Genomic DNA, 19730 nt, shown 5'->3' on the forward strand with positions numbered 1-19730 from the left:
TCNTGATTCCTTAGCGAACTTCGGATACTTCGCTACCGTTTTCGTCGACCGATTCTCGAACCGTCATTTCCAAATCCCGGTCCTCTCGAACCGTCTTGATGAGTGCTTCAAGCAGACTGTTATACGCATTCGGGCGCTCTATCATTGCGACGTGACCGGTACGCTGTAGCCTGCAGAACACACTCTCGGGAATCCGTCTTGCAGTCCCACGTGCGACTTCGATGGGGACGATGCCGTCGGACGGCCCGTGAATGACGAGTGTCGGAGCATCGACTCGCTCAATATCGGGGCGACCGTCGTACCCCCAGAAGGCCTCGGTGACAGTCGTCCACGCCGAGCGACGGTGGGGAAGCGGGTTCGATTGCAGGAAGTCCTCAACCACGACCGATGGCGTCTCCTCGTGGAAGCCGACGCTGTAGGCTAACTGCCGAATGAGCGCGTCGTTCGCGGGTATCTTATAGAGTCGGAGTGCCAGAAATAGTCGCAAAAGCGGTTTCTCCCACGCGGGGGTGAGATCATGATCGCCCCCTGCGTGTAACACGAGCCCGGCTGTGGGATGGCGCTTCGCGTACTCGATAGCGAGGGCGGTACCGTAACTGTGGCCGTGGATGATCGGATTCGTGATACCGAGTTCATCAAGGAGATTCAGGAGGTCAGCTACATGCCCGGAGAGGGACTGCTCCTGCCGCATGGTCGAGTTTCCGTTGCCGGCGAGCGCATACGTGACCAACTCGTGGGTCCCCTCGAACGCGTCTAGTTGTGGATACGGGTTCCAAAGCGACCCGAGACCACCGTGGACGAACACGATCGCCGGGTCCGGCCCGGGGAGGTGAAGCGTCTCCAGTTCAACTGATTCCGACACCGGAACGGGTGTCGGTTCAGGAAGCGTTTCGGAAACGTCGTCGAACCGGACGTATCCCGGTGGAAAAGATGGTGACGCCATACTGAGTTAGAGATACCCCCTGCGGTGGTACCGAATAGACGATCCATCTGAGAGCCTGCTCCGAGGATCGTTTCGGTGGACACTAACCATCCTTGACAGTTATCGGTTGAGGGCGATTGTCTGGATGACCGGGTTACCCGTCATCGTGGATCTCATGCCGATTCCAGAGCAGGGCGAACAACCCGCCCATAAGATATCCTGCAACTAACGCGATCATGAGGCCGGCACCAGCCAGAGAGAGGTCGAAATCGACCGTGTCCTCGTACTCGACGAAGTTGGTCCGGGCGACAGTGGCGACCGCTGTTTCAGAGACGCCCGAGACGACGAATCCGATCCATGCAGCGTGCGACGCTGCGAAGATGGCACCGAATATGAGTCCTGCCCGGTTGGCGGAGATTTCCTCGCTCATGGTTCCGCCTCTCCTATCGAGTCATGAGCTGGTCGCTCCTCAGGGGCGGTTTCACCAGCGAACAAACCCAGCATGTCTGTCATACTTGTAGCACCGGCTACGGTCGCCTATTTCACTACGATTGTGGTTTCGATACTGGCATGACAGAACACCTCTCGTTAGAATGTGAAAGCGATCCGTGGCTGTAGTGACGATGACCCCAACCTGTCGAATCAAATTTCGGAGTTCTCTGGTAATCGAGCGTCCAGAGCGAACGCTCGGTCGTCCTTTAGAATTGTAAGCGTAATCGACTGAAACGAGGGGAACGACAACCAACATGAAAACGTAGGTGACCATATGGAACTGGCACTCTTCGGTGCGACAGGCGGGACCGGACGTGAACTGACGGCACAAGCGACCGAAGTGAATCACTCGATTCGCGCGCTCACTCGAAGCCCTGCAAAACTCCCACCGAACCAGGCAGTCACCGCCGTGGAGGGGGATGTACTCGATCCGGACGCGGTCGAAGCCACCGTAAACGGATCAGATGCGGTCATCTGTCTTCTCGGTCGAACGTCGGACAATCCCTCCGACGTGGTCTCTCGCGGGACCGCGAACATTATCGATGCAATGCAGGAACGGGGGATCGAACGCCTGGTCGTCCTGACATCGATGGGGTTAGGATCGAGCGTCCAGCAGGTTCCGTGGTACGTCCGCCTTGCGAACGTGACGGTGCTCTATGACCTGATGGCCGACAAAGCCAGACAGGAGGAACTCGTCGCTGGGAGCGGTCTCGACTGGACGATCGTCCGCCCCGGCGGTCTTACAGATGGACCCAAAACCGGGGAGTACGAACACGGCGTCGACATCGACGCCACGGCTGGTCCGATTTCACGCGCTGACGTTGCGGACTTCCTCCTTGAGATCCTTCAGACGGACTCCTATCTCCGTGACGTGCCAGTCGTAACGACGAACCAGAGCGTTGACGCCGAATTCCTCTGGGACCAAGTCACGGCTGTCGCGCAACGTCTACGAGGATGAGTGAATAACCGTCTCACTAATTCACGATTCCAAGATACTTTGCTGAATCGGGAATTCAGGGGTTCGGCGCATAGAGCGCGTACAGGATAGAAAGCATGCCCGCTGCCGCGGCTAGAGCAGCCACGAGACCTGCCTGGAAGATTGTTACCTGGAGCAGTTCGAATAGAACTCCTTCGAGGAGTCCACCGAGGCCAATTAGTGCGAACCCAAGGGCGACGTAGAGCATCAGCTGTGTTCCGTGGCGTTGGTAGCCGCGATAGGCTTGGTACGCGATGACCAGAGCCAACGCGGTCATGAACAACTTGGCGATGACGAATAATGTGTGTTCCATGAATCAGTCTCCCCGCATGTTTTCAAAGATGGAGGTGATCCGGTCCGCGGGATCCGGCCGGACATCGATCTGGATGTCAAACCCCTCGTCTTGGAGGAGGACTTCGATACGTTCGAGACGTGCCTCATACTCCTGATAGTGCCGACCAGCGGGATCGACGTGCGTGTACTCTTCGAGAAGTCCTTGCTCGACGAGTGTGTTGACGCGACGAGAGGCGGTTGGGCGTGACATATCGCATTCCTCGCTGAGCTCTTTTGCAGAGAGTCGGTCCGTGTTCGTCGCCACGAGAATATCGCGAGCGTACTCGTCGTCGAGTGTGGCAAAGATGGCTGGTGGGCTCAACTCCTCAGTCACACTCGCATACTCGTCCTAGTGGGGTAAAATAGCCGCCCGGTTTTCTGACTCAGAACACTGGCTCACCGGTATATCGTCTCTCCCTGCGTACTCTCACTCGGTGAAGTAACAATGTCTACGATTCCCTCTGGCGTTAACCAACTTGAGAGCAAGGTCGGTGGCCTGACCGTCGGTGGCCGCGTCCACAGCCTCAGCGCGTGGTTCGTGCTCGCACTCCGCCTCATGATGGGGTATGCGTTCGCGTACTCCGGGTTCACGAAGATCACTGGCGAATTCGCGGCGGGTGGCTACCTCTCGAACGTCGCGGCGACCAACGGCAACCCCCTCGCGGGAATGTTCGCGTGGATGGGTTCGACCCCTTGGTTCGTCGAGTTCGCGAACGTAGCTGTCCCGTGGGGCGAGCTGTTCATCGGTCTCGGACTGCTCGTCGGCGCNGTCGTCCGCCTCGCGGCGTTCTTCGGCGCGCTCATGATGNTCATGTTCTACTTCGGGAACTGGNNCNTCGNNCACGGCNTCATCAACGGNGACTTCGCGTACATGCTCGTGTTCCTCGCGGTNGCGGCGTTCGGNGCNGGCCGCATCCTCGGGCTCGACNNGNANATCGAACAGTACGAGGTCNGCGNCGAGGCGCTCGTCGAGCGCTACCCCGTCCTCGAGTACATCCTCGGCTAACCACGCCGAATCATTTCAGGAGAAATATACATGACAAACTCAATTCAACCACGCGGTACTCGTTCCCTCGGACTGATCGTCGTCGGTGCGCTGACGGTCGCGGTTATCGGGGGTATGGCCCTGACGCACGCAGCCGTCCCGGACGCGGTGATGTGGGACTGGCACTACGGAATGTGGGACGACGGCCACATGACCGGCTGGGGGCTATGGGGATGGGGCATGATGCTGTTCGGCATCCTCTGGATGGCCCTCATCATTGGTCTACCCATCTATCTCGTCTATTGGCTGGCTACCCGATCTCAGGCTGACGGACCCGCCGAGGATAGAGCCCTCGTGACTCTCCGTGAGCAGTACGCCCGCGGTGAGATCGACGACGAAGAATTCGAACGCCGCCGTGGCCGCCTCGCGGCGAATCGCTAACATACGTCGCTACCGAAGAGGAGAGCTACTACCGACATCCTCCGAGATGGAAATCACACCCATCGCGGATTTTCAGATAATTCATGGACATTGGAGTAGCTGATCTGTACGAGAGAACCTACGCAGGCGCAGACTCTCCAATCTCGATGTACTGATGCTCCCACTCACGGCGAGCTTCGATTTCACGGCGGCCGCGGCGCGTGAGCGTATAGACGTTCGTCCGGCGGTCCTTCTCACCTTTCTCGACGAGGCCTTTCTCGACGAGCGTGTCCAGATTCGGATAGAGCCGGCCGTGGTTGATCTCCTGTTCGTAGTAGTCGTCGAGTTCGGCCTTTACTGCGAGCCCGTGTGGTTCCTCAAGCCCGGCGATCACGTACAAGATATCCCGCTGGAACCCGGTTAGATCGTGCATCCGTGTGCTCCCTATTTTTGAGGGGTGGCATATGTTCTCTCTGGTGCTCAAAGGCGGAGATTCGGACCAAGGGTATCTACTCGTATACTCGTCACCGAACAGCGTTTAATATCGAGGCATCTGTATCACCGGTAATGACACTTCGGCCGAGGTCGCCCTTGCGGCTCCGTGGCTGTGCTCGGCTCGCTGTCAGCTGGTGGTAATCAATTGTGTCTTCGTCTCAATCACTATCTTCCACATGCGCGCTTTGTAGTAGGGCTGTCTCCGAGGATCGAGTCGTGGCTGAGGACGACATCGTCTTCTGCTGTGATGGATGTCGAAACGTCCATCGAGTGCTCGGTAGCGATGGAGATCACAGTCGGATGGCTCCGACGGACGATATCATGCGCAAGCCTGAGTCTGGAACGGACGAGCGCGAGGCAGCCATGCATCGATTAGGAGCTGAGGACCGTGTCTTCCTCCGAGTCGACGGGATGCACTGTGCGACGTGTGAGGGATTTCTCGAATCGGCCGCCAAGGATTGCAAAGGCGTCGTCGATGCGGCAGCAAGCTACGTTACCGAGACGGTCCGTATCACATACGACCCTGATCGTGCCTCAAAGGAGACTCTCTGTGATGCCCTGAGTACGCTCGGTTATTCGGCTACCCTTCGTGCTGGAGGGAATGATGGCTCACCGACTGTAATCGGACAGTCACGGCGATCTGACGAGCCGAATGAACGAGGGATTGACGAGGTGCTGGGATTCCGTTACGCTGTTGGCGTCATTTTTGGGACGTTCATGCTCCTCCCGTATGCGGTTCTCCTCTACCCGGCGCAGCTCTCGTCATTCTTTGGCGATGGGACGCTCGATATGTACGCGAGTGCGTCCGGACTCGGCGGTGGAGATGGCCTGTTGATCCTGCCACTCTTTCTCGTTTTGACAGGGGTGGTTCTGTTATTCACTGGCCTCCCACTGTTACAAGGTGCGTATGTTAGTCTGAAGATGCGACAGCCGAACACAGACCTGCTCGTCGCACTTACCATCGTGAGTGCCTACGTGTACAGTACGATTGCCTTTCTCCTCGGTCGGATCGATGTTTTCTACGACCTCACGATTCTGGTTGCCGCGAGTGTGGTGGCTGCTATCTTCTACGAATCCCTGAGCAAACAGCGAGCGATGGATCGCCTGACGAATCTCACTATCTCTCACGTCACCGAGGCCAGGCGGTATGGCGCCGATAGGATGACAACGATGGTCGACGTACACGATCTGGAACCCGGGGAGCGTGTCCTCGTCCGCGAGGGCGAACGAATCCCGGTCGATGGAGTTCTCGCTGAGGGTGAGTGCACGGTCGACGAAGCGATCGTGACGGGCGAGTCGCTCCCGGTATCGAAGCGAGCGGGCGACGACGTCGTCGGCGGGGCAGTCGTCACAAATGGTGCTGCTGTTCTCACAGTGAGCGATGGGACAACCAGTAGTATCGATCGCCTCATCACCTCGGTCTGGAATCTCCAGAGCGGGGAGCACGGCGTCCAGCGGCAGGCCGACCGGCTCGCGTCGGTTATCATCCCGGTCGTCGTCGGTGGGGCGGTACTCACTGGATTGGGGTCGCTTCTGGTGGGGACTGGCATTCCCGTCGCCGTCCTGACGGCGCTGGGAGTTCTCCTGGTTGGGTGTCCGTGGGCACTTGGCCTGGCAACCCCGCTCTCGGTGGCAACCAGTATCGAACAAGCGGTAGAGCGGGGCATCGTCATCTTCGACGAGACCGTCTTCGAGCGCCTTCGGAACGTCGATGTCGTCGTCTTCGACAAAACGGGGACTCTCACGACCGGCCAGATGGATGTCCTCGAGGCGGATGCACCGTCGGATCTCCTCGAAACCGTCGCGGCCCTCGAACAGCGAGCATCCCACCCGGCGGCCGCCGCGATCGTGAATACATTAGGAAAAGGGAGTCAGGACGGCGACCGATCGAGAGCCGATGGGGGTGTTACCGATGGAAGTGATCACGAGCACGCAGCGGACATCACTGAATTCACGAGCCACGCGACCGGCGTCGAAGGAGTCGTCGCGGACACGCGCGTTCTCGTCGGGAATCTCGATCTCTTCGCGGACCTGGGGTGGTCGGTGAGCGAGCAGATCGCGACGCGGGCCACAGGGGCACGAACGGCCGGTCAGCTACCGGTCGTCGTCGGCCGTGACGGTCATGCAGAGGGCGTCATCGTCGTGGGAGACGAACCACGCCCGAGTTGGGATGACACACTCACGCAACTGAGTGATCGTGATATCGAGATCGTCGTTCTGACCGGCGATGACGAGGCCGCCACTGACTTTCTCGACAGCCACCCTGCCGTCGATCACGTGTTCGCGGGGGTCCCACCCGCAGGCAAGACCGCGACGATTCGGCGGTTGCAGTCCCGGGGACAGGTTACGATGGTCGGTGATGGAACGAACGATGCGCCGGCCCTAGCGACCGCAGACCTGGGAATCTCGCTCGGTGGGGGGACGGCACTCGCATCCGATGCCGCGGATATTTCTATCGTCGATGACGACCTCGCGGCGGTGGAGACGACGTTCGATCTCGCAGATGCAGCTCGTCGGCGTGTCACACAGAACAACGGGCTAGCGCTGCTCTATAATCTGGTCACGATGCCCCTCGCAGCGACGGGGTTGCTGAATCCGGTGTTCGCGATGGGTGCGGTCGTGGCGACCGGCGGTCTCCTCGCGGCGAACTCGTTTCGAGACCTGCTTCACGAGTAGCGGATCAAATCCTACGAAGCGGCAGATACCTACTGTAACCGGATGAAGACGGCCCCTATTGCTTCATTCGAGGAACTCGAAGGCACCGAGGCCCGCGTACCCGACTACAAAGCCTGCTACGATGATGCCTCCAGAGAGAATCTGGTAGAACGGCGTCGACGGCAGGAAGCCGGTCGCAAGGGTACCGACAACGATCAGTACCGCTGCCAGTCCAAACAATCCGTAGCGTCGATGTTTGCTCTCCATATCTTGAGACATCCGTCAACCGTGTTCTCACGGTAGATCTCTCATTTCAGTCGGCTGGGATGATGGCGGCCGATTGATCGGGCTGTCGGGCTGCTTGGACCGAGTAGAGTAGACTCCCGGTGAAGAGGATGAAGCTCCCGACAATGAATACCGCACTGAGCGGCGAAGCGGAATCGACGAACACCCAGTAGAGAGGGGCGGCAATCGATGGCCCGGCAGCAAGCACCGCGATCTTCGCGACGAGTGGCCCACAGCACCCACAGGTACACGTCCCGACGATTGCAGCACTTCCCGCGGTTCCTTCGGTCATACCAGCCCGTTCCTCAACACGCCAGTGCCGGGCGATGAGAGCGGCGTTCAGCCCGATGAGTGCGCTCAGCAGCCCGACGATGATGACCTGGCCGGGGGACACGGCCAGGAAGAACGGGATATGTACGTACGGGAGGTGCGGAATCGCGATTTCGAGCGTGGGCCACGACACCAGCTGATAGATCGCGGGCAGCACGACGACCGTCACCTCCTCGGGGAAGCCCTCCTCGGGGAAAAACGAGAGGTAGCCCGTCACGGTAACGAAAAAGAGCGCTAACACGATGCCGACGCCGATGCCGAAGCGACGCGCAACCGGATCACGCATAACTGCGCGAATGACACTCCCTGCGTCCTTCCAGACGACATACCCGACCAGGAGTGGCGTGCCGAGGACGATGGCGTACCCGAGTGGATGGGTATCGCTTGCCAGTCCAGGAAGCAAGTAAGGGTACGAGATCCACAGTCCCATGAGGATACCAAGGAACGTGTACCGTGGCCGGGATGGCCAGCGGAGCCACCCAACGACGAAGCTCGCGACCATGATGCCCAAGCCACTCAGTAGGGCAAGTGGTTGATACCACGACCGGGGAAACGGCATTGAGTTCGCAGTGTACGTCGGATCGGGAGAGAGTCCTTCGAAGAGTACGGCTCCAAGCGCAGTGATAGCGATACCGGCGAACACGCCGTACAGAGCGGTTGTCGCCGTAATCCGATCTGTCCGCTTGAGAAGGATGAATCCACCGAGGATAACGGCACCAACGAGTGCAATAATTACACCGTGTCCTTGCGAGAGTCCACCACTTCCGGTTGTACCGTGGGCGGACGCGACTGGAACCTGAGTGAGCGTACCAATCGCGGCGAGAAGTACAGAGAGTGGCCGAACAGACCCAATTCGAGAGGCCTGTCCACGGGAGGATTCCCCCCGTTGTTGGCGCTCTTCCGGTGACATTATTCGACCTTGGATAGGGAGCCACTTCTACCTGACTGATTTATCTCTGATATCCCGGATTTGCCTGTCTTGTATCCTCAGGGTGTGGAAATACCCTCCTCCGAAAGTATGACCAACACGGTGAATTCACTCGCCGTCCAGAAACACGAGGAACTGTATGTGCTTGAGGAACCAGACCGGAAGAACGGCCCCAACCCCTGCAGCGAGTGGGAGACTATTCGATGCCGTCCACACAATCTGTCCAAGTACGGTTCCAATAATCAAAACGCCGTTGTATGCGATCGCATTCACCGCTAAATCGCCTTTCGACTCAGGTCGGGGCCACTTGATGAGACTGAGCTTGACCGCTGACGTCCGGCCGGAAGCTACTGCGACAAGAAGTCCGAGTAAGCCGGATACAAACCATCCGAGTACAGCTGGTGGCCAGCTATATACGACCGTGGCGGCGGCAAGAACAAACAGACACGGGCTAGTGAGTGTACCGATTTCTACAGAGAGATAGCGGGTCAAAATGTGTTCTTCGGTCTCTTGTTGTGCGGTGGCCATCTGTGATAGTTATGAGTAGAGCAGTGGAACGGATCAGGGATGCTCCGTCGAGGATTTGAACCCCGGTCCTCGACGAGAGATGCCGAGATGATTGGCCGAGCTACACCAACGGAGCATCTTGAACTCGCTGGTCACTCCTGTTAAGCCTGACCACTTCATCAAACGGTTCGATATACTCAGGCGCCTACGTGGAATCTGTAGTATCGATCACCCATTGTTTGATGAGCTCATTCACGTTGTAGAAGAGAATTCCAACCGAGACGAGTGTTGTGACAAAATAAATAATCAATCCTGGCGGGCCACCAATCGATGTGCCAATCGCACCTCCTCCGAACCCGACAACCGTAAGCTCAACCCACGTCACTACGATACGAGACAGCAATCGGGGTTCCGAACTGGATTGTATTGATACCATCGTCTCAGGTCACCATCTTCACGAACTGATGTTGATTTCTCATTGGATTCTATCCTCACAATTCAACGACACGCTGTTGCCTGATTATGCGTCTCATCCGTACGTTCCCTCAGTATCGACGGGACCACTGAACGCTGAATAGAGCACGATAAAGTATATGAGCACAATCGGCAGCAGCACGCTCGCCATGATCGACATGAGATTGAGCGGAAGCGTCGAGATGATCGCATCTCGGATGGTGAGTCCAGCCGTTCGATCGACGACGGGGAACAGTAGGGTCGCAACGAGCCCTACGAATCCGAAGACGAGCGCGACTGTCGCCGCGAACGCGGCGTAGTACCGACGTTTGCGGAGCGCGACGACGTAGATTCCCGTCAGAGTTGCAGTGAGAATTATAAGTGCAACGACGGTGGGGGATCGGAAAGAGGAGCGCAGCCCTGGTTCGGTCACGTATATCGCTCCGAGAGTGATGATTGCTCCACCAAGATAACCCACGGCGGCTCGAATACCGTAGGTCCGCATTTCGCCTCGCAGCGCGCCGCGGGTTTTCAGCCCGAGGAATGCCGCCCCGTCGACGATCGTGAGGGTGAGGACTGTGAGACCACCGAGGACCCCCACTGGGGTGATCAGGCTGGTCGCCCCGAGCAGCCAGTTCATCACGAACAGCCCTAGCAGAAACGGCGTCACGGTACTCCCGATGACGAACGAGTAGCCCCAGAGTGTCCGCCAACGGTCATTTTCGCGCTCCTCGTACATCTCGGGAGCGAGCCCTCGGAGCCCGAGTGCGGCGAGAATCGCGAACATCAACAGATAGTACCGGCTGAAGAGGTTCGCGTAGACGGACGGAAACGCCGCGAATAGTGCTCCACCAAAGACGACGAGCCAGACCTCGTTCCCGTCCCAGAACGGCCCAACAGCCGCCAACAGCTGTTCTTTCTCGTGGTCGTCACGGGTCGCAAACAGGACGCCCACGCCGAAGTCGAACCCGTCGAGAAAGAGAAACATCCCGAATATGAAGAACAGCAGCGCGAACCAGAGCTCGGCGAGTGGTAATCCGAATAGCGGCTTCGTGGCCAGCGATCCGACGCTAGTCACTAGATGTCACCTCCGTTTTCGATGGAGGGGCGCGGTCACTCAGTCTGAGTTCATTGTAGGATGGTGGCCCTTCTCTGATGATGCGACTGACGACGTACGTGTAGAGGCTCAACAACAGGGCGTACCCGGTGGCGAAGCCGATGAGCGTGAACGTTGCTTCTGCACCTGTTAAATCGGAGGAAACGCCAGCACTTGTTTTCATCACTCCTTGAATGACCCATGGTTGTCGCCCGACCTCGGTAACGATCCAGCCGACTTCCACGGCGAGGAACCCTAAGAGAGATGAGGCCATCAAAGCCTTGTGTAATAGGTCGTCCTCGAAGAGTTCCCCACGCCACCATCGATAGGCACCCCAGACGGCCAACAGGATGAACCAGAAGCCGAGCGCAACCATGATTCGGAACGCCCAGAAGACGATCGCCACTGGTGGGGCTTTCGTCGAGAAGGATTCGAGGCCACGTATTGTCGCCTGTGGGTTTCCGCCACTCGCGAGCCAGGATGCTCCCCCCGGGATGCCGATGCCAAATAGCTCTTTCGTGCGTGGGTTCAGCAGGTCGTTGACGTCCGTGGGGAACGCGACAATATACTCGGGGACGTAGGAGTCTGTTTCCCAGACGGCTTCCATCGCGGCGAATTTCTGGGGTTGGGTTTCAGAGACGTGGCGGGCATACTCATCGCCCTGAATTACCTGTAGTGGAGCCGTGATGAGGAGAACAACGAGCGCGATTTTGAGCGTCTTCTCCCAGACATTGATGTGTTCAATTGGGTAGCCCCAGACGTGGTGCCGGAACACGTAGTAGGCCGCGACGCCGGCCATGAAGAGCGCCACCGACTCGACTGCGGCGTTCTGCATGTGGACGAACATATAGGGGAATCTCGGGTTGAGGTAGGCCGCGAGCGGATCGGTGAGTTTTACGACTCGCTGGCCGTTCTCGACGACGATCTCGAAGCCCCGAGGCGTCTGCATCCAGGAGTTCGCGATAAGGATCCACACGGCCGAGAGCCACGTCCCGAGCCCGACCGCGATACTCGAGAGGAAGTAGAGGCGGTCCGAGACGCGGTCACGGCCGAAGACGAAGATGCCGAGGAACGTCGCCTCCAGCATGAACGCCATCATCCCTTCGAGCGCGAGCGGGCCGCCAAACAGCTCCCCGGCGGTAGTCGAGAACGCGGCGAAGTTCGTTCCGAATTCGAACTCGAGGACGAGTCCGGTCACTGTGCCAACGACGAAGCTGACCGCAAAGATGCGCGTCCAGAACCGACGTAACTGTTCGTACACTGGCTGTTCTGTACGAATCTCTTTCCATGTAAAATAGATGAGAAACGGTGCAAGTCCCATACTCATCACTGGGAAGATGATGTGAACGATCGTGGTGAGCGCAAACTGGAGTCGGCTCGCAAGAACGGGATCAACCATCGGGCTCACCTCGACAGAGGTAGCTATTGGTCTGAACGGTGGCCCAGAGATCGAATGAAGAATGGGGCCATGCCAAGCGGAATGCCATCACTCCGACTTTGCGACTTCGGTACGTCAAACGAAGGCGGTGTCCTATGTATTGGGAATCCGCCTTCGACCCTTATATTGGGGAGTTTGATAAGTGGGTATGGAGCGTCGACAGGTCCTCAAGACAGCCGGACTTCTCGCAACAGGTGGCGTAACTGGTCTCGCCGGATGCAGTAGTTCGGGGAACGGAGATAGTGGCGGTGAGCCAACCACGACTGAAACGCAGGAGACAACTGGTGGGTCAGGAGACTCGAATACCGTTATGATGGTTACCGAAGGGAGCGAGTATTATTTCGATCCCATCGGTCTGTTCATCGAATCCGGGGAGACAGTCACGTTCGAAATCCAGAGTGGGAGTCACTCGGCAACTGCCTACAAACAAGGAACGAGTTCAGCAGAGGTGACACGGATTCCCGAGGGAGCAGAAACGTTCAATAGCGAAATCCTGAGTGAACAGGGGGCAACGTTCGAGCATACGTTCGAGACCACGGGGACGTACGATTATTTCTGTATCCCGCACAAGTCCCTGGGGATGGTTGGTCGGATTGTCGTTGGCGAACCCGGCGGTCCCGCGGAGGGGAGTATGCCGCCGGACGGAGACGTTCCCGAAAGCCAGACCATCGTCGATCAGGGCAGCGTCTCATACAGCTCGTTCTCCGGGTAGGCGGCCGCGTATACTGCGAGCTGTGCGCTCTGGAATCGCTTGTACACCATATGGCCGACATTGACTCTGCTTCGGACTTCCAGTATGGAGACATACGCTGTCGATGACGCTCGCACAAGGCTCGTGGCCGACATACACGGATGCTGCCCTCGATAGTGTTCGGCGAGAACGACGTGAGGTCGAACGTGAATGTCGAGCCTTCCAACGGTTTCGCCAGCGTATTCAGACAGTCGACACACAGACTCCTCGGTTCGAACGGTCCGTTGTTGGAGTGAATCAGAACTTTATATCCGAAGAGAAGTCGATCCGTGATGCCATCGAGCCGTGGTATCATGATACTGTAATGGCAGTCGACCACTACGGCGACGTGTACGGTGATTCGTTCGAGGCGAGCCTCAGTGCCGAGTTCGGGGTCGATGTGTTGGTTCTAATCTCGGAAGCGACTACGTTCTCACCAGTCATCAAACAACGACTCCTCGAGGCCGCACAGCAGTGTATTGACAACCGCCAGGTCTTTCTGGAGAGCCTCCAGGATGAATTCACTACGCTCAAAGATGCGCAATCTACAGTTCAGGAGATTCGAGAGGCGATAGCAGAACTTGATTCTACGGAATTACAGAGGGGCTCAGATACTGAACTGACCGACCGATACGACACGCTTCACACGTTGAATAGTGAATGTAAGAGTTGGATCCAGCAACGGCAGGAGGAAATCCACACTCATCGAATCGATCGATCGGCAGACGTGGATACCCACACTGATCTCTGTTCGTATCTCTATGAGGGTCTGGAGGTTGATTATCCGGTATTGGCGACGTTTGTCGATATCTTGGAAATCATTTCCCAATATGAGTAGTTCCTTCTTTCACTTCCTACTCAGTCGTCAGTGTCGGTTTTCAGCAAATCTACAGAGAAAGCAAGGCGAGTGCCTCGGGGCTTGACCCCGAGGTGGTTCACTTTGTTAACGGTTTTGTCTATCCGGTCACAACAGTACATATGGAATTCGACTTTGTGCGCTCGGTGGCTCCCCTTGTCGTAATTGTCGCCGTCGCGGCGATCGCGCTCACGACCGTGATGACCTCCTCGACAGTCTTCATGATGGTTCTGCCCTCGATGATCGTCTTCTCAGTCATCGCGTTCTTCTTCGGGATGAAACACGGCGAGTTCCGCGCCAGTCCGTAACAGGCCGACCCAGTAGCCGAAATCCGCCAGATTGCGATCCATGCTAGCCTCCAGCTGTGTTGATTCCGATTCATTTCGATGACCGATTCGCAGTCCTGGCGACGGCTGTTTCAACGGGGCGGTGTCGAACCAACGGTAGTCCACCAGGGGCGGTTAACCACTATCGTTCAGTTAGATCCAGTCCGGGTCGTCGTATAGAGCGTCTCTACGTGGAGTAGCCGGCGTACTCCATAAGCTGGTTGAAGATGTCCGTATCCATGACGGACCGATAGACCACTCCAGTAAGCATCCCGCCGGGATAGAATGTGCCGTTCATCACGTGGTTGACTTTGTGACAGTGCATCAGGTAGATGCCGGGGTCTGCATCGGCAGTAAATTCGATCGTGTGTCGTTCAGCAGGGGCAACGTTCGTGACGTCCATGTCGTGTCGGGCAGCCTCCGGAATCGTCCCGCCGTCCTTTTCGACGCGCTGGAAGCGGTGGTTATGGATGTGCATCGGGTGCGACATGTACCCGCCGTTGACGAGGTGGATACGAACTGAATCGCCCTCGTCGACGATGATCGGGGACCCTTCTTCGGGGTGCAGCGTCCGGGGCGCGCTCTTCCCATTGACGGTAAACACGTCTGGATTTCGACTTGCCGAATTGTAGGTGAAGTCCGCCTCACCGGCCCACTTCCGTGGAACCCGCGAATCCCAGTCCTTGATCGTCATAAAGTACTCGCGGTCCGCCGGTTCGTAGCCTTCGGGATCGACTCGGTAGACCCCGTACATGCCCATGTCGATATGTCGGTGGGTCTGGAAGTGACAATGGTAGAAATGCGTCCCAGGGACGTTAGCGGGTATTTCGTAGGTGTGTGTCTCCCCTGGCGGGACCTGAATGCCGGTCGTCGTCGGAACACCGTCGTTCTTCCACGTCTTGCGAACCCCGTGGAAGTGAATCGTGTGGGGACGTCGGCCATCGGTATTGTCGAGTGTCACCTCCATCGCGTTACCCTCGGTCGTTCTAAGAATTGGGCCGGGGACGCTGGGGTCGTTGTCGTCGGCCTGGAACGCCCAGACGCGTGGGAATTCGACGGGCCCACCCATTGTATCGAGCGGGTGGACGGCGTGGCGGGCCTGCTGAGTCCGCACCGTCACTTCGCCGCCCTGCTCGTCGACGTTGACGACTGTTGGAGGGCTGGTGTATGGGAGATTAGGCGAGTCAGTTTGTGCCTGCGTGGGCTTGTCGCTCGTTGCTGCTGGCTCGTTGGTTCCGCCCGCAGAACAGCCTGATAACGAAGCGAGACCAGTCGCGCCAGTTGCCGCGAGAAACTCACGCCGGGACAGTCCGGTTCCGGGTGCGCCGAAACGTGTAGTCATGATACACTCGGTATTTTGGTTGGCCTAAACATAGGGCGACTGCGGCGTCCCAATTCACGGGACAGCGCGTGGATATGTTCGGCAAAAGGCGAATGAAGATCGCGGCCTTTCGCCTATACTTGTTCGCCGTTAGGAGTCCGAAACTGAGGTTGAAAGCGATCAGACTTTTAGAGTCCGCCTGTCGCCGTCAGATAGGCCCCTGCGAACTGCACCGCGTTATACGTCCCGTGAATCACAGCCGGAACTGTGAGGTTGTCCGTGTACTCGTACGCTGCTCCCAGTACCAAGGCCAGGACGAATGCGATACCGATGTACACCAGTTTGCCTTCCCCTGACAACGAGAAGAGATGGATCGATGCGAACAGAGCGCTTGCGAGGATGATTGCACGAGCCGGATGGAGACTTTCACGGAGGGTGCCCTGGACGAGGCCCCGGAACAACAGCTCTTCTCCCGGGCCGACCAACAGAAATTGGAGCGGGATCAGAAGAAGGAAGACACTCGGATTTTGTCGCCCGACCTTGACGATCTGATTCTGAGCCGAGTTCAGACCCAGGGCCGTGATTACTGAGGACGCCACAAAGAGCAACCCAAGGATCGCTATACTCCCTCCGATAATCACCGCTCCCTCACGCTTGTCAGGCAGACGAACTGGAACGAATCCAAATCCGAGATCACGGCCTTTGAGATAGAGGATGGCGATGCCCCCAAACGTCACTCCTTGGAGGAAGAACGTACTCAAGACCAACCTGAGGGCTGGACGTGACGCGAGGTCGACTCCGAACACTCCGACGACCGTCGCGACGGCAAGGATTACGATAGCCCCCGCGACGTATGATCCATACGTGAGACCAATCGCCGAGGCGACAGACCGGAAACGAGATATCGACGACATACTCAGATGTGTGCGTAGGGCTCCACCCTACAAGCTGGCTGTAATAGGTCGACTCCGGCACTATCCATTACAGGACTTCCCGCGGTAGTAATTTTATTCATGGCTGATGTTCAGGTTCGACGAGGTTCGATCCAGCGAGGACTGTAATGGTCACGAGTACGAACGCGATCAGTGAGAGATTCGGAATCGTGAGTCCGAGCACCGGAGCCTGCCATTGGACGACTGCACAGGGGCCAGCAAAGGTGCATGAGGCCGTCGTTGCTTGGAGCACGGAGTGATATCCCGCGATTAAAACACCCACCACGGACAGTGGCACAACTGTTCGCCAGACTGTGTTGTGACTCTCGAGGGCGGCAACGCCGAGAACGACGACAAGCGGATACATGAGGATACGTTGATACCAACAGAGGGTACACGGAACGAGACCGAGGCCGAGACTGAACCAGAGGCTTCCCAGGGTCGCAACCGCCGCGACGCATGCCCCGCCTGCAAGCCAGAATCGTCCTTCGGACATCCATGATTCAGTTTGATCCAGTTGCATCTTCGATCAACTGTCTTGTTCGCTCTTCGTTTCCGAGTGGATTGACCGTCGTGCCATTGATGAGGAGCGTGGGTGTGGCGTCAACACCGGCATCGCTCGCAGCCCTGTCAGTCGCCCGCAGCGCGTCGTCGTACTGCTTTTCTTGGATCGCCGTGCGGATCGACGCAGTTTCCGAGACGCCTGCCGACTGCGCAAACTCGACCAATCTCTCGGCGGTCGCCCACTGGTCGCTTTCGGGTGGCTGATTCCGGAACACGTATTCGTGAAACGACCAGTACGAGGCTGGGTCGGTGTTCCAGACGGCTAATCCGGCCTGTCCAGCTGCCGGGGCATCGGGGCCCAAAAACGGGTCGCCACCGATATATGCGAGATTGCGGAACTCGAGCGCGATCGTGCCTGGTTCCACGTAGTCCGTCACGAGCTGTGAGAGCATCCCCGTACTGAACTGGGCGCAGTACGGACACTTCCAGCTCCCGAAGTATGTTACCGTGATATCAGCATCAGCGGACCCCATCGTCGCATACCGGAAATCGCTCGACGATTCGGGAATCGGGGCAGTGGCGACGGCGCCCCCCTCACCTCCAGCATTCGCACCGCCATCCGGTTCAGTACCCGTATTGGTAGAGAGAGCGGTGGCGCCGATCACGAGACCGGCAGTGGCGGCACTACCACCGGCGAGGAGAAGTTGCCGGCGGGTCAGTCCTCCAACAGCAGCTCCGACACCTCCCTCGGAGAGCCGCTCTGAGAAGGTGATTGAATCAACGACTGTATCGGCCCGTTTGTAGTCCACACGTGAGAGGTCGTCGGGATGCGCGGCGAGCCAGTGTCTGTAGAGTTGCTCGTCGGTTTCGTCACCGAGTTGTTCACCACAATAGTGGCAGGCGCTGTGATCGTTCCATGTATGGTCACGCGCTGCTCCAGCTGTTTCGAACTGATCTGTACAGATCGGGCAGGTATGGGCAGTCATTCGTGATCACTACTCCAGGTGGCAGATTTCATAGGCTCCGTGTTGTGCTCTCGTAGTGAGCTGAATCGTCGGTGTCTGTGGCATTATTTTATACGGAAGGTGTCATCAGCGGCGGAGATATGTGACAAGGAAGGTCGTCAGGAGACAGAGGAGAATAAGAATTGCCACGCCGAGATGAGTCGTCACGATGATCGGTTGGAGATTTTCCGTGACGGTCAGTCCTCCGAGGATAACCTGTAACGGAAGCAGGACAAGAGCAGCCGTGGCCGACCATTTGACAATCGGGGTATTCCGGTGTGTCACCCACGCTCCCAAAGTCGTGGCGACGATCAGAACCCCGGCCGTCATCGCCAGTCCACGGTGAGCCCACTCTGCGAAGATTTGGAGTGCAGAGTATGGCGAGTTAGTAATGATATCGGGTTGGAGGAAGGGGACCCACGTCCCGTAGCAGGTCGGCCAATCAGGACAGGAAAGTCCAGCACCGATTGCACTAGTGTAAGCTCCGAGAAGCATCACGATATACGTCACTAGTAGCGTGAAGCCGGCGATATGTCTGTACCCGATCGGAATCCTTGAAATCGTAGCTCGCACGTCGTGCCAGCGGAGTCGGGCTTGAGACATAATATTGGGTAGGGACGCTGACTGGCGGTGTGACTAGTTGATGTCTTGGAGGCAAAGTGTTAGGCCGGATTCCCAGCGAGTGGGACACCGCCTGCTATTCATTGAGGAGCCGTCCCACGGCACTGTTAAGAAGACCCACGGTTTGTAGGGAAACCCCCTATACGCCGATAGTATGATGGCTCAAGAACATACCCAGGAACGATCAATAGATGAACGCGACCGTGAGGTGAAGTCTGCTAACGACAACACCTGTCCAGAGTGTCAGGGCCATATTACCCTGAATAGCGACAGCGGTGAGGCGACCTGCGAAAGCTGTGGGTTGGTTTTTGAAGATGATCCAATTGACCACGGCCCGGAGTGGCGTGCATTCACGTCGGACGAACGCGATGAAAAGAGTCGGGTCGGTGCTCCGACGACGCAGCTGATGCATGATAAGGGCCTGAGTACGACTATTGGTTGGCAGGACAAGGATGCCTACGGACAGGCTGTCTCCGGTCGCAAACGTGCTCAATTACAGCGCCTCCGGACGTGGGACGAGCGGTTCCGGACGAAGGATGCCCACGAGCGGAATCTCAAGCAAGCGCTCGGGGAGATAAGCCGCATGGCTTCCGCTCTGGGACTTCCGGAATCGGTTCGGGAAACTGCAGGCGTGCTGTACCGGCGTGCTGTAGAGCAGAACCTGCTCCCAGGTCGCTCGATCGAGGGCATGTCGACGGCGTCGTTGTACGCGGCTGCTCGACAGCATGGAATGCCACGGCCGCTTACGGAGTTCGCCGATGTCAGCCGTGTCGAGAAAATCCGGATCCAGCGAGCGTACCGATATCTGTCCCGAGAACTTGGGCTGGAGATCGAGCCAGAGGATCCCATGCAATACATTCCCCAATTCGCGTCCTCGCTTGACGTGAGCGACGAAGCAGAACGGCGCTCTCGAGAACTGCTTGAGGTAGCTACAGATAATGCCGTCCACAGTGGAAAGAGTCCAGCTGGATTGGCGGCTGCCGCTCTGTATGCTGCGACCCACCTCACGAACGAGCAGCTCACACAGGAGACGGTGAGTGAGGTCGCCCACGTCAGTCGAGTCACGATCCGAAACCGATACCAAGAGCTTCTCGAGGTGTATGCGCAGCATGACTGACCGG

General features: G+C 57.7%; 23 protein-coding genes and 1 tRNA gene. 8 read left to right on the top strand and 16 right to left on the bottom strand.

Translation table 11 applies throughout. The features are described 5' to 3' along the window. Window positions 1-10: 10 nt before the first annotated feature. Complete coding sequence (locus tag EGH24_RS13150; protein WP_142980605.1) at window positions 11-943, bottom strand: alpha/beta fold hydrolase; 933 nt, start codon at window positions 941-943, stop codon at window positions 11-13. Window positions 944-1076: 133 nt separating this feature from the next. Further along, a complete protein-coding gene (locus tag EGH24_RS13155) occupies window positions 1077-1352 on the bottom strand; it encodes a hypothetical protein (protein WP_119712796.1) in 276 nt (91 codons plus the stop codon). Window positions 1353-1688: 336 nt separating this feature from the next. Between EGH24_RS13155 and EGH24_RS13160 the strand changes: the two genes are divergently transcribed. Beyond that, complete coding sequence (locus EGH24_RS13160; protein ID WP_119712797.1) at window positions 1689-2372, top strand: NAD(P)-dependent oxidoreductase; 684 nt, start codon at window positions 1689-1691, stop codon at window positions 2370-2372. Between the two features lie 55 nt (window positions 2373-2427). On the opposite strand, the gene EGH24_RS13165 is transcribed toward EGH24_RS13160, so the two are convergent. After that, entirely contained in the window at window positions 2428-2703 is a 276-nt protein-coding gene (locus EGH24_RS13165) for a DUF7521 family protein (RefSeq protein WP_142980606.1), read from the bottom strand. A 3-nt stretch (window positions 2704-2706) separates the two neighbouring features. Then, complete coding sequence (locus tag EGH24_RS13170; RefSeq protein WP_142980607.1) at window positions 2707-3057, bottom strand: ArsR/SmtB family transcription factor; 351 nt, start codon at window positions 3055-3057, stop codon at window positions 2707-2709. A 111-nt stretch (window positions 3058-3168) separates the two neighbouring features. Here EGH24_RS13170 and EGH24_RS13175 point away from each other — a divergent pair, with 111 nt between their 5' ends. Then, entirely contained in the window at window positions 3169-3729 is a 561-nt protein-coding gene (locus EGH24_RS13175; RefSeq protein ID WP_142980608.1) for a DoxX family protein, read from the top strand. Between the two features lie 30 nt (window positions 3730-3759). Further along, complete coding sequence (locus EGH24_RS13180; RefSeq protein ID WP_092893799.1) at window positions 3760-4149, top strand: SHOCT domain-containing protein; 390 nt, start codon at window positions 3760-3762, stop codon at window positions 4147-4149. A 118-nt stretch (window positions 4150-4267) separates the two neighbouring features. Here the strand turns inward: EGH24_RS13180 and EGH24_RS13185 are convergent, their stop codons facing one another. Continuing rightward, the gene (locus EGH24_RS13185) at window positions 4268-4561 is read right to left on the bottom strand and encodes a PadR family transcriptional regulator (protein WP_092893800.1); all 294 of its coding nucleotides are present in this window, start codon (window positions 4559-4561) and stop codon (window positions 4268-4270) included. 362 nt (window positions 4562-4923) lie between these two features. Here EGH24_RS13185 and EGH24_RS13190 point away from each other — a divergent pair, with 362 nt between their 5' ends. Beyond that, a complete protein-coding gene (locus EGH24_RS13190) occupies window positions 4924-7299 on the top strand; it encodes a heavy metal translocating P-type ATPase (RefSeq protein WP_142980609.1) in 2376 nt (791 codons plus the stop codon). Window positions 7300-7362: 63 nt separating this feature from the next. Here the strand turns inward: EGH24_RS13190 and EGH24_RS13195 are convergent, their stop codons facing one another. The 6 genes from EGH24_RS13195 to EGH24_RS13225 form a co-directional block, all read right to left on the bottom strand. Beyond that, entirely contained in the window at window positions 7363-7545 is a 183-nt protein-coding gene (locus tag EGH24_RS13195) for a hypothetical protein (protein WP_185903333.1), read from the bottom strand. A 46-nt stretch (window positions 7546-7591) separates the two neighbouring features. Further along, window positions 7592-8395 carry a hypothetical protein gene (locus tag EGH24_RS13200; RefSeq protein WP_221886753.1) on the bottom strand — a complete coding sequence of 268 codons (804 nt, stop codon included), beginning with the start codon at window positions 8393-8395 and terminating at the stop codon, window positions 7592-7594. A 534-nt stretch (window positions 8396-8929) separates the two neighbouring features. Then, a complete protein-coding gene (locus tag EGH24_RS13205) occupies window positions 8930-9349 on the bottom strand; it encodes a hypothetical protein (protein WP_142980612.1) in 420 nt (139 codons plus the stop codon). 40 nt (window positions 9350-9389) lie between these two features. Further along, a tRNA-Glu gene (locus EGH24_RS13210) sits at window positions 9390-9464 on the bottom strand. A 393-nt stretch (window positions 9465-9857) separates the two neighbouring features. Next, window positions 9858-10859, bottom strand: a complete 1002-nt coding sequence (gene cydB, locus EGH24_RS13220; protein ID WP_142980614.1) for a cytochrome d ubiquinol oxidase subunit II — start codon at window positions 10857-10859, stop codon at window positions 9858-9860. Beyond that, a complete protein-coding gene (locus tag EGH24_RS13225; RefSeq protein WP_142980615.1) occupies window positions 10852-12276 on the bottom strand; it encodes a cytochrome ubiquinol oxidase subunit I in 1425 nt (474 codons plus the stop codon). The genes cydB and EGH24_RS13225 overlap by 8 nt, the downstream gene beginning before the upstream one ends. 187 nt (window positions 12277-12463) lie before the next feature. On the opposite strand from EGH24_RS13225, the gene EGH24_RS13230 reads away from it, so the two are divergent. From EGH24_RS13230 to EGH24_RS13240, 3 genes are all read left to right on the top strand, one after another. Further along, window positions 12464-13027 carry a plastocyanin/azurin family copper-binding protein gene (locus tag EGH24_RS13230; RefSeq protein WP_142980616.1) on the top strand — a complete coding sequence of 188 codons (564 nt, stop codon included), beginning with the start codon at window positions 12464-12466 and terminating at the stop codon, window positions 13025-13027. Window positions 13028-13130: 103 nt separating this feature from the next. After that, the gene (locus EGH24_RS13235; protein ID WP_142980617.1) at window positions 13131-13883 is read left to right on the top strand and encodes a DUF7260 family protein; all 753 of its coding nucleotides are present in this window, start codon (window positions 13131-13133) and stop codon (window positions 13881-13883) included. Window positions 13884-14023: 140 nt separating this feature from the next. After that, window positions 14024-14209: a DUF7333 family protein gene (locus EGH24_RS13240; RefSeq protein ID WP_092635601.1), complete on the top strand. Its 186-nt coding sequence runs from the start codon at window positions 14024-14026 to the stop codon at window positions 14207-14209. Window positions 14210-14414: 205 nt separating this feature from the next. Here EGH24_RS13240 and EGH24_RS13245 read toward each other — a convergent pair whose 3' ends face one another. The 5 genes from EGH24_RS13245 to EGH24_RS15870 form a co-directional block, all read right to left on the bottom strand. After that, on the bottom strand, window positions 14415-15569 hold the full coding sequence (locus EGH24_RS13245; RefSeq protein WP_142980618.1) for a multicopper oxidase domain-containing protein: 1155 nt from the start codon (window positions 15567-15569) through the stop codon (window positions 14415-14417). A 167-nt stretch (window positions 15570-15736) separates the two neighbouring features. Continuing rightward, a complete protein-coding gene (locus EGH24_RS13250; RefSeq protein WP_142980619.1) occupies window positions 15737-16462 on the bottom strand; it encodes a CPBP family intramembrane glutamic endopeptidase in 726 nt (241 codons plus the stop codon). A gap of 97 nt (window positions 16463-16559) precedes the next feature. Next, a complete protein-coding gene (locus EGH24_RS13255; protein WP_220619819.1) occupies window positions 16560-17003 on the bottom strand; it encodes a disulfide bond formation protein B in 444 nt (147 codons plus the stop codon). After that, a complete protein-coding gene (locus EGH24_RS13260) occupies window positions 16984-17970 on the bottom strand; it encodes a thioredoxin domain-containing protein (protein WP_142980621.1) in 987 nt (328 codons plus the stop codon). The genes EGH24_RS13255 and EGH24_RS13260 overlap by 20 nt, the downstream gene beginning before the upstream one ends. A gap of 105 nt (window positions 17971-18075) precedes the next feature. Further along, window positions 18076-18591 carry a COX15/CtaA family protein gene (locus tag EGH24_RS15870; RefSeq protein ID WP_142980622.1) on the bottom strand — a complete coding sequence of 172 codons (516 nt, stop codon included), beginning with the start codon at window positions 18589-18591 and terminating at the stop codon, window positions 18076-18078. A 172-nt stretch (window positions 18592-18763) separates the two neighbouring features. On the opposite strand from EGH24_RS15870, the gene EGH24_RS13270 reads away from it, so the two are divergent. After that, on the top strand, window positions 18764-19726 hold the full coding sequence (locus EGH24_RS13270) for a transcription initiation factor IIB (protein WP_142980623.1): 963 nt from the start codon (window positions 18764-18766) through the stop codon (window positions 19724-19726). Window positions 19727-19730 lie beyond the last annotated feature (4 nt).

The organism is Halonotius terrestris, from assembly GCF_006861665.1.
Taxonomy (GTDB): Archaea; Halobacteriota; Halobacteria; order Halobacteriales; family Haloferacaceae; genus Halonotius; species Halonotius terrestris.

Coding starts and splice junctions, on each gene's coding strand:
- EGH24_RS13150 (WP_142980605.1), bottom strand. CDS start 943: ATGGCGTCACCATCTTTTCCACCGGGATACGTCCGGTTCGACGACGTT.
- EGH24_RS13155 (WP_119712796.1), bottom strand. CDS start 1,352: ATGAGCGAGGAAATCTCCGCCAACCGGGCAGGACTCATATTCGGTGCC.
- EGH24_RS13160 (WP_119712797.1), top strand. CDS start 1,689: ATGGAACTGGCACTCTTCGGTGCGACAGGCGGGACCGGACGTGAACTG.
- EGH24_RS13165 (WP_142980606.1), bottom strand. CDS start 2,703: ATGGAACACACATTATTCGTCATCGCCAAGTTGTTCATGACCGCGTTG.
- EGH24_RS13180 (WP_092893799.1), top strand. CDS start 3,760: ATGACAAACTCAATTCAACCACGCGGTACTCGTTCCCTCGGACTGATC.
- EGH24_RS13185 (WP_092893800.1), bottom strand. CDS start 4,561: ATGCACGATCTAACCGGGTTCCAGCGGGATATCTTGTACGTGATCGCC.
- EGH24_RS13190 (WP_142980609.1), top strand. CDS start 4,924: ATGGCTCCGACGGACGATATCATGCGCAAGCCTGAGTCTGGAACGGAC.
- EGH24_RS13195 (WP_185903333.1), bottom strand. CDS start 7,545: ATGGAGAGCAAACATCGACGCTACGGATTGTTTGGACTGGCAGCGGTA.
- EGH24_RS13200 (WP_221886753.1), bottom strand. CDS start 8,395: ATGGTCGCGAGCTTCGTCGTTGGGTGGCTCCGCTGGCCATCCCGGCCA.
- EGH24_RS13205 (WP_142980612.1), bottom strand. CDS start 9,349: ATGGCCACCGCACAACAAGAGACCGAAGAACACATTTTGACCCGCTAT.
- EGH24_RS13225 (WP_142980615.1), bottom strand. CDS start 12,276: ATGGTTGATCCCGTTCTTGCGAGCCGACTCCAGTTTGCGCTCACCACG.
- EGH24_RS13230 (WP_142980616.1), top strand. CDS start 12,464: ATGGAGCGTCGACAGGTCCTCAAGACAGCCGGACTTCTCGCAACAGGT.
- EGH24_RS13235 (WP_142980617.1), top strand. CDS start 13,131: ATGACGCTCGCACAAGGCTCGTGGCCGACATACACGGATGCTGCCCTC.
- EGH24_RS13240 (WP_092635601.1), top strand. CDS start 14,024: ATGGAATTCGACTTTGTGCGCTCGGTGGCTCCCCTTGTCGTAATTGTC.
- EGH24_RS13245 (WP_142980618.1), bottom strand. CDS start 15,569: ATGACTACACGTTTCGGCGCACCCGGAACCGGACTGTCCCGGCGTGAG.
- EGH24_RS13250 (WP_142980619.1), bottom strand. CDS start 16,462: ATGTCGTCGATATCTCGTTTCCGGTCTGTCGCCTCGGCGATTGGTCTC.
- EGH24_RS13255 (WP_220619819.1), bottom strand. CDS start 17,003: ATGCAACTGGATCAAACTGAATCATGGATGTCCGAAGGACGATTCTGG.
- EGH24_RS13260 (WP_142980621.1), bottom strand. CDS start 17,970: ATGACTGCCCATACCTGCCCGATCTGTACAGATCAGTTCGAAACAGCT.
- EGH24_RS15870 (WP_142980622.1), bottom strand. CDS start 18,591: ATGTCTCAAGCCCGACTCCGCTGGCACGACGTGCGAGCTACGATTTCA.
- EGH24_RS13270 (WP_142980623.1), top strand. CDS start 18,764: ATGATGGCTCAAGAACATACCCAGGAACGATCAATAGATGAACGCGAC.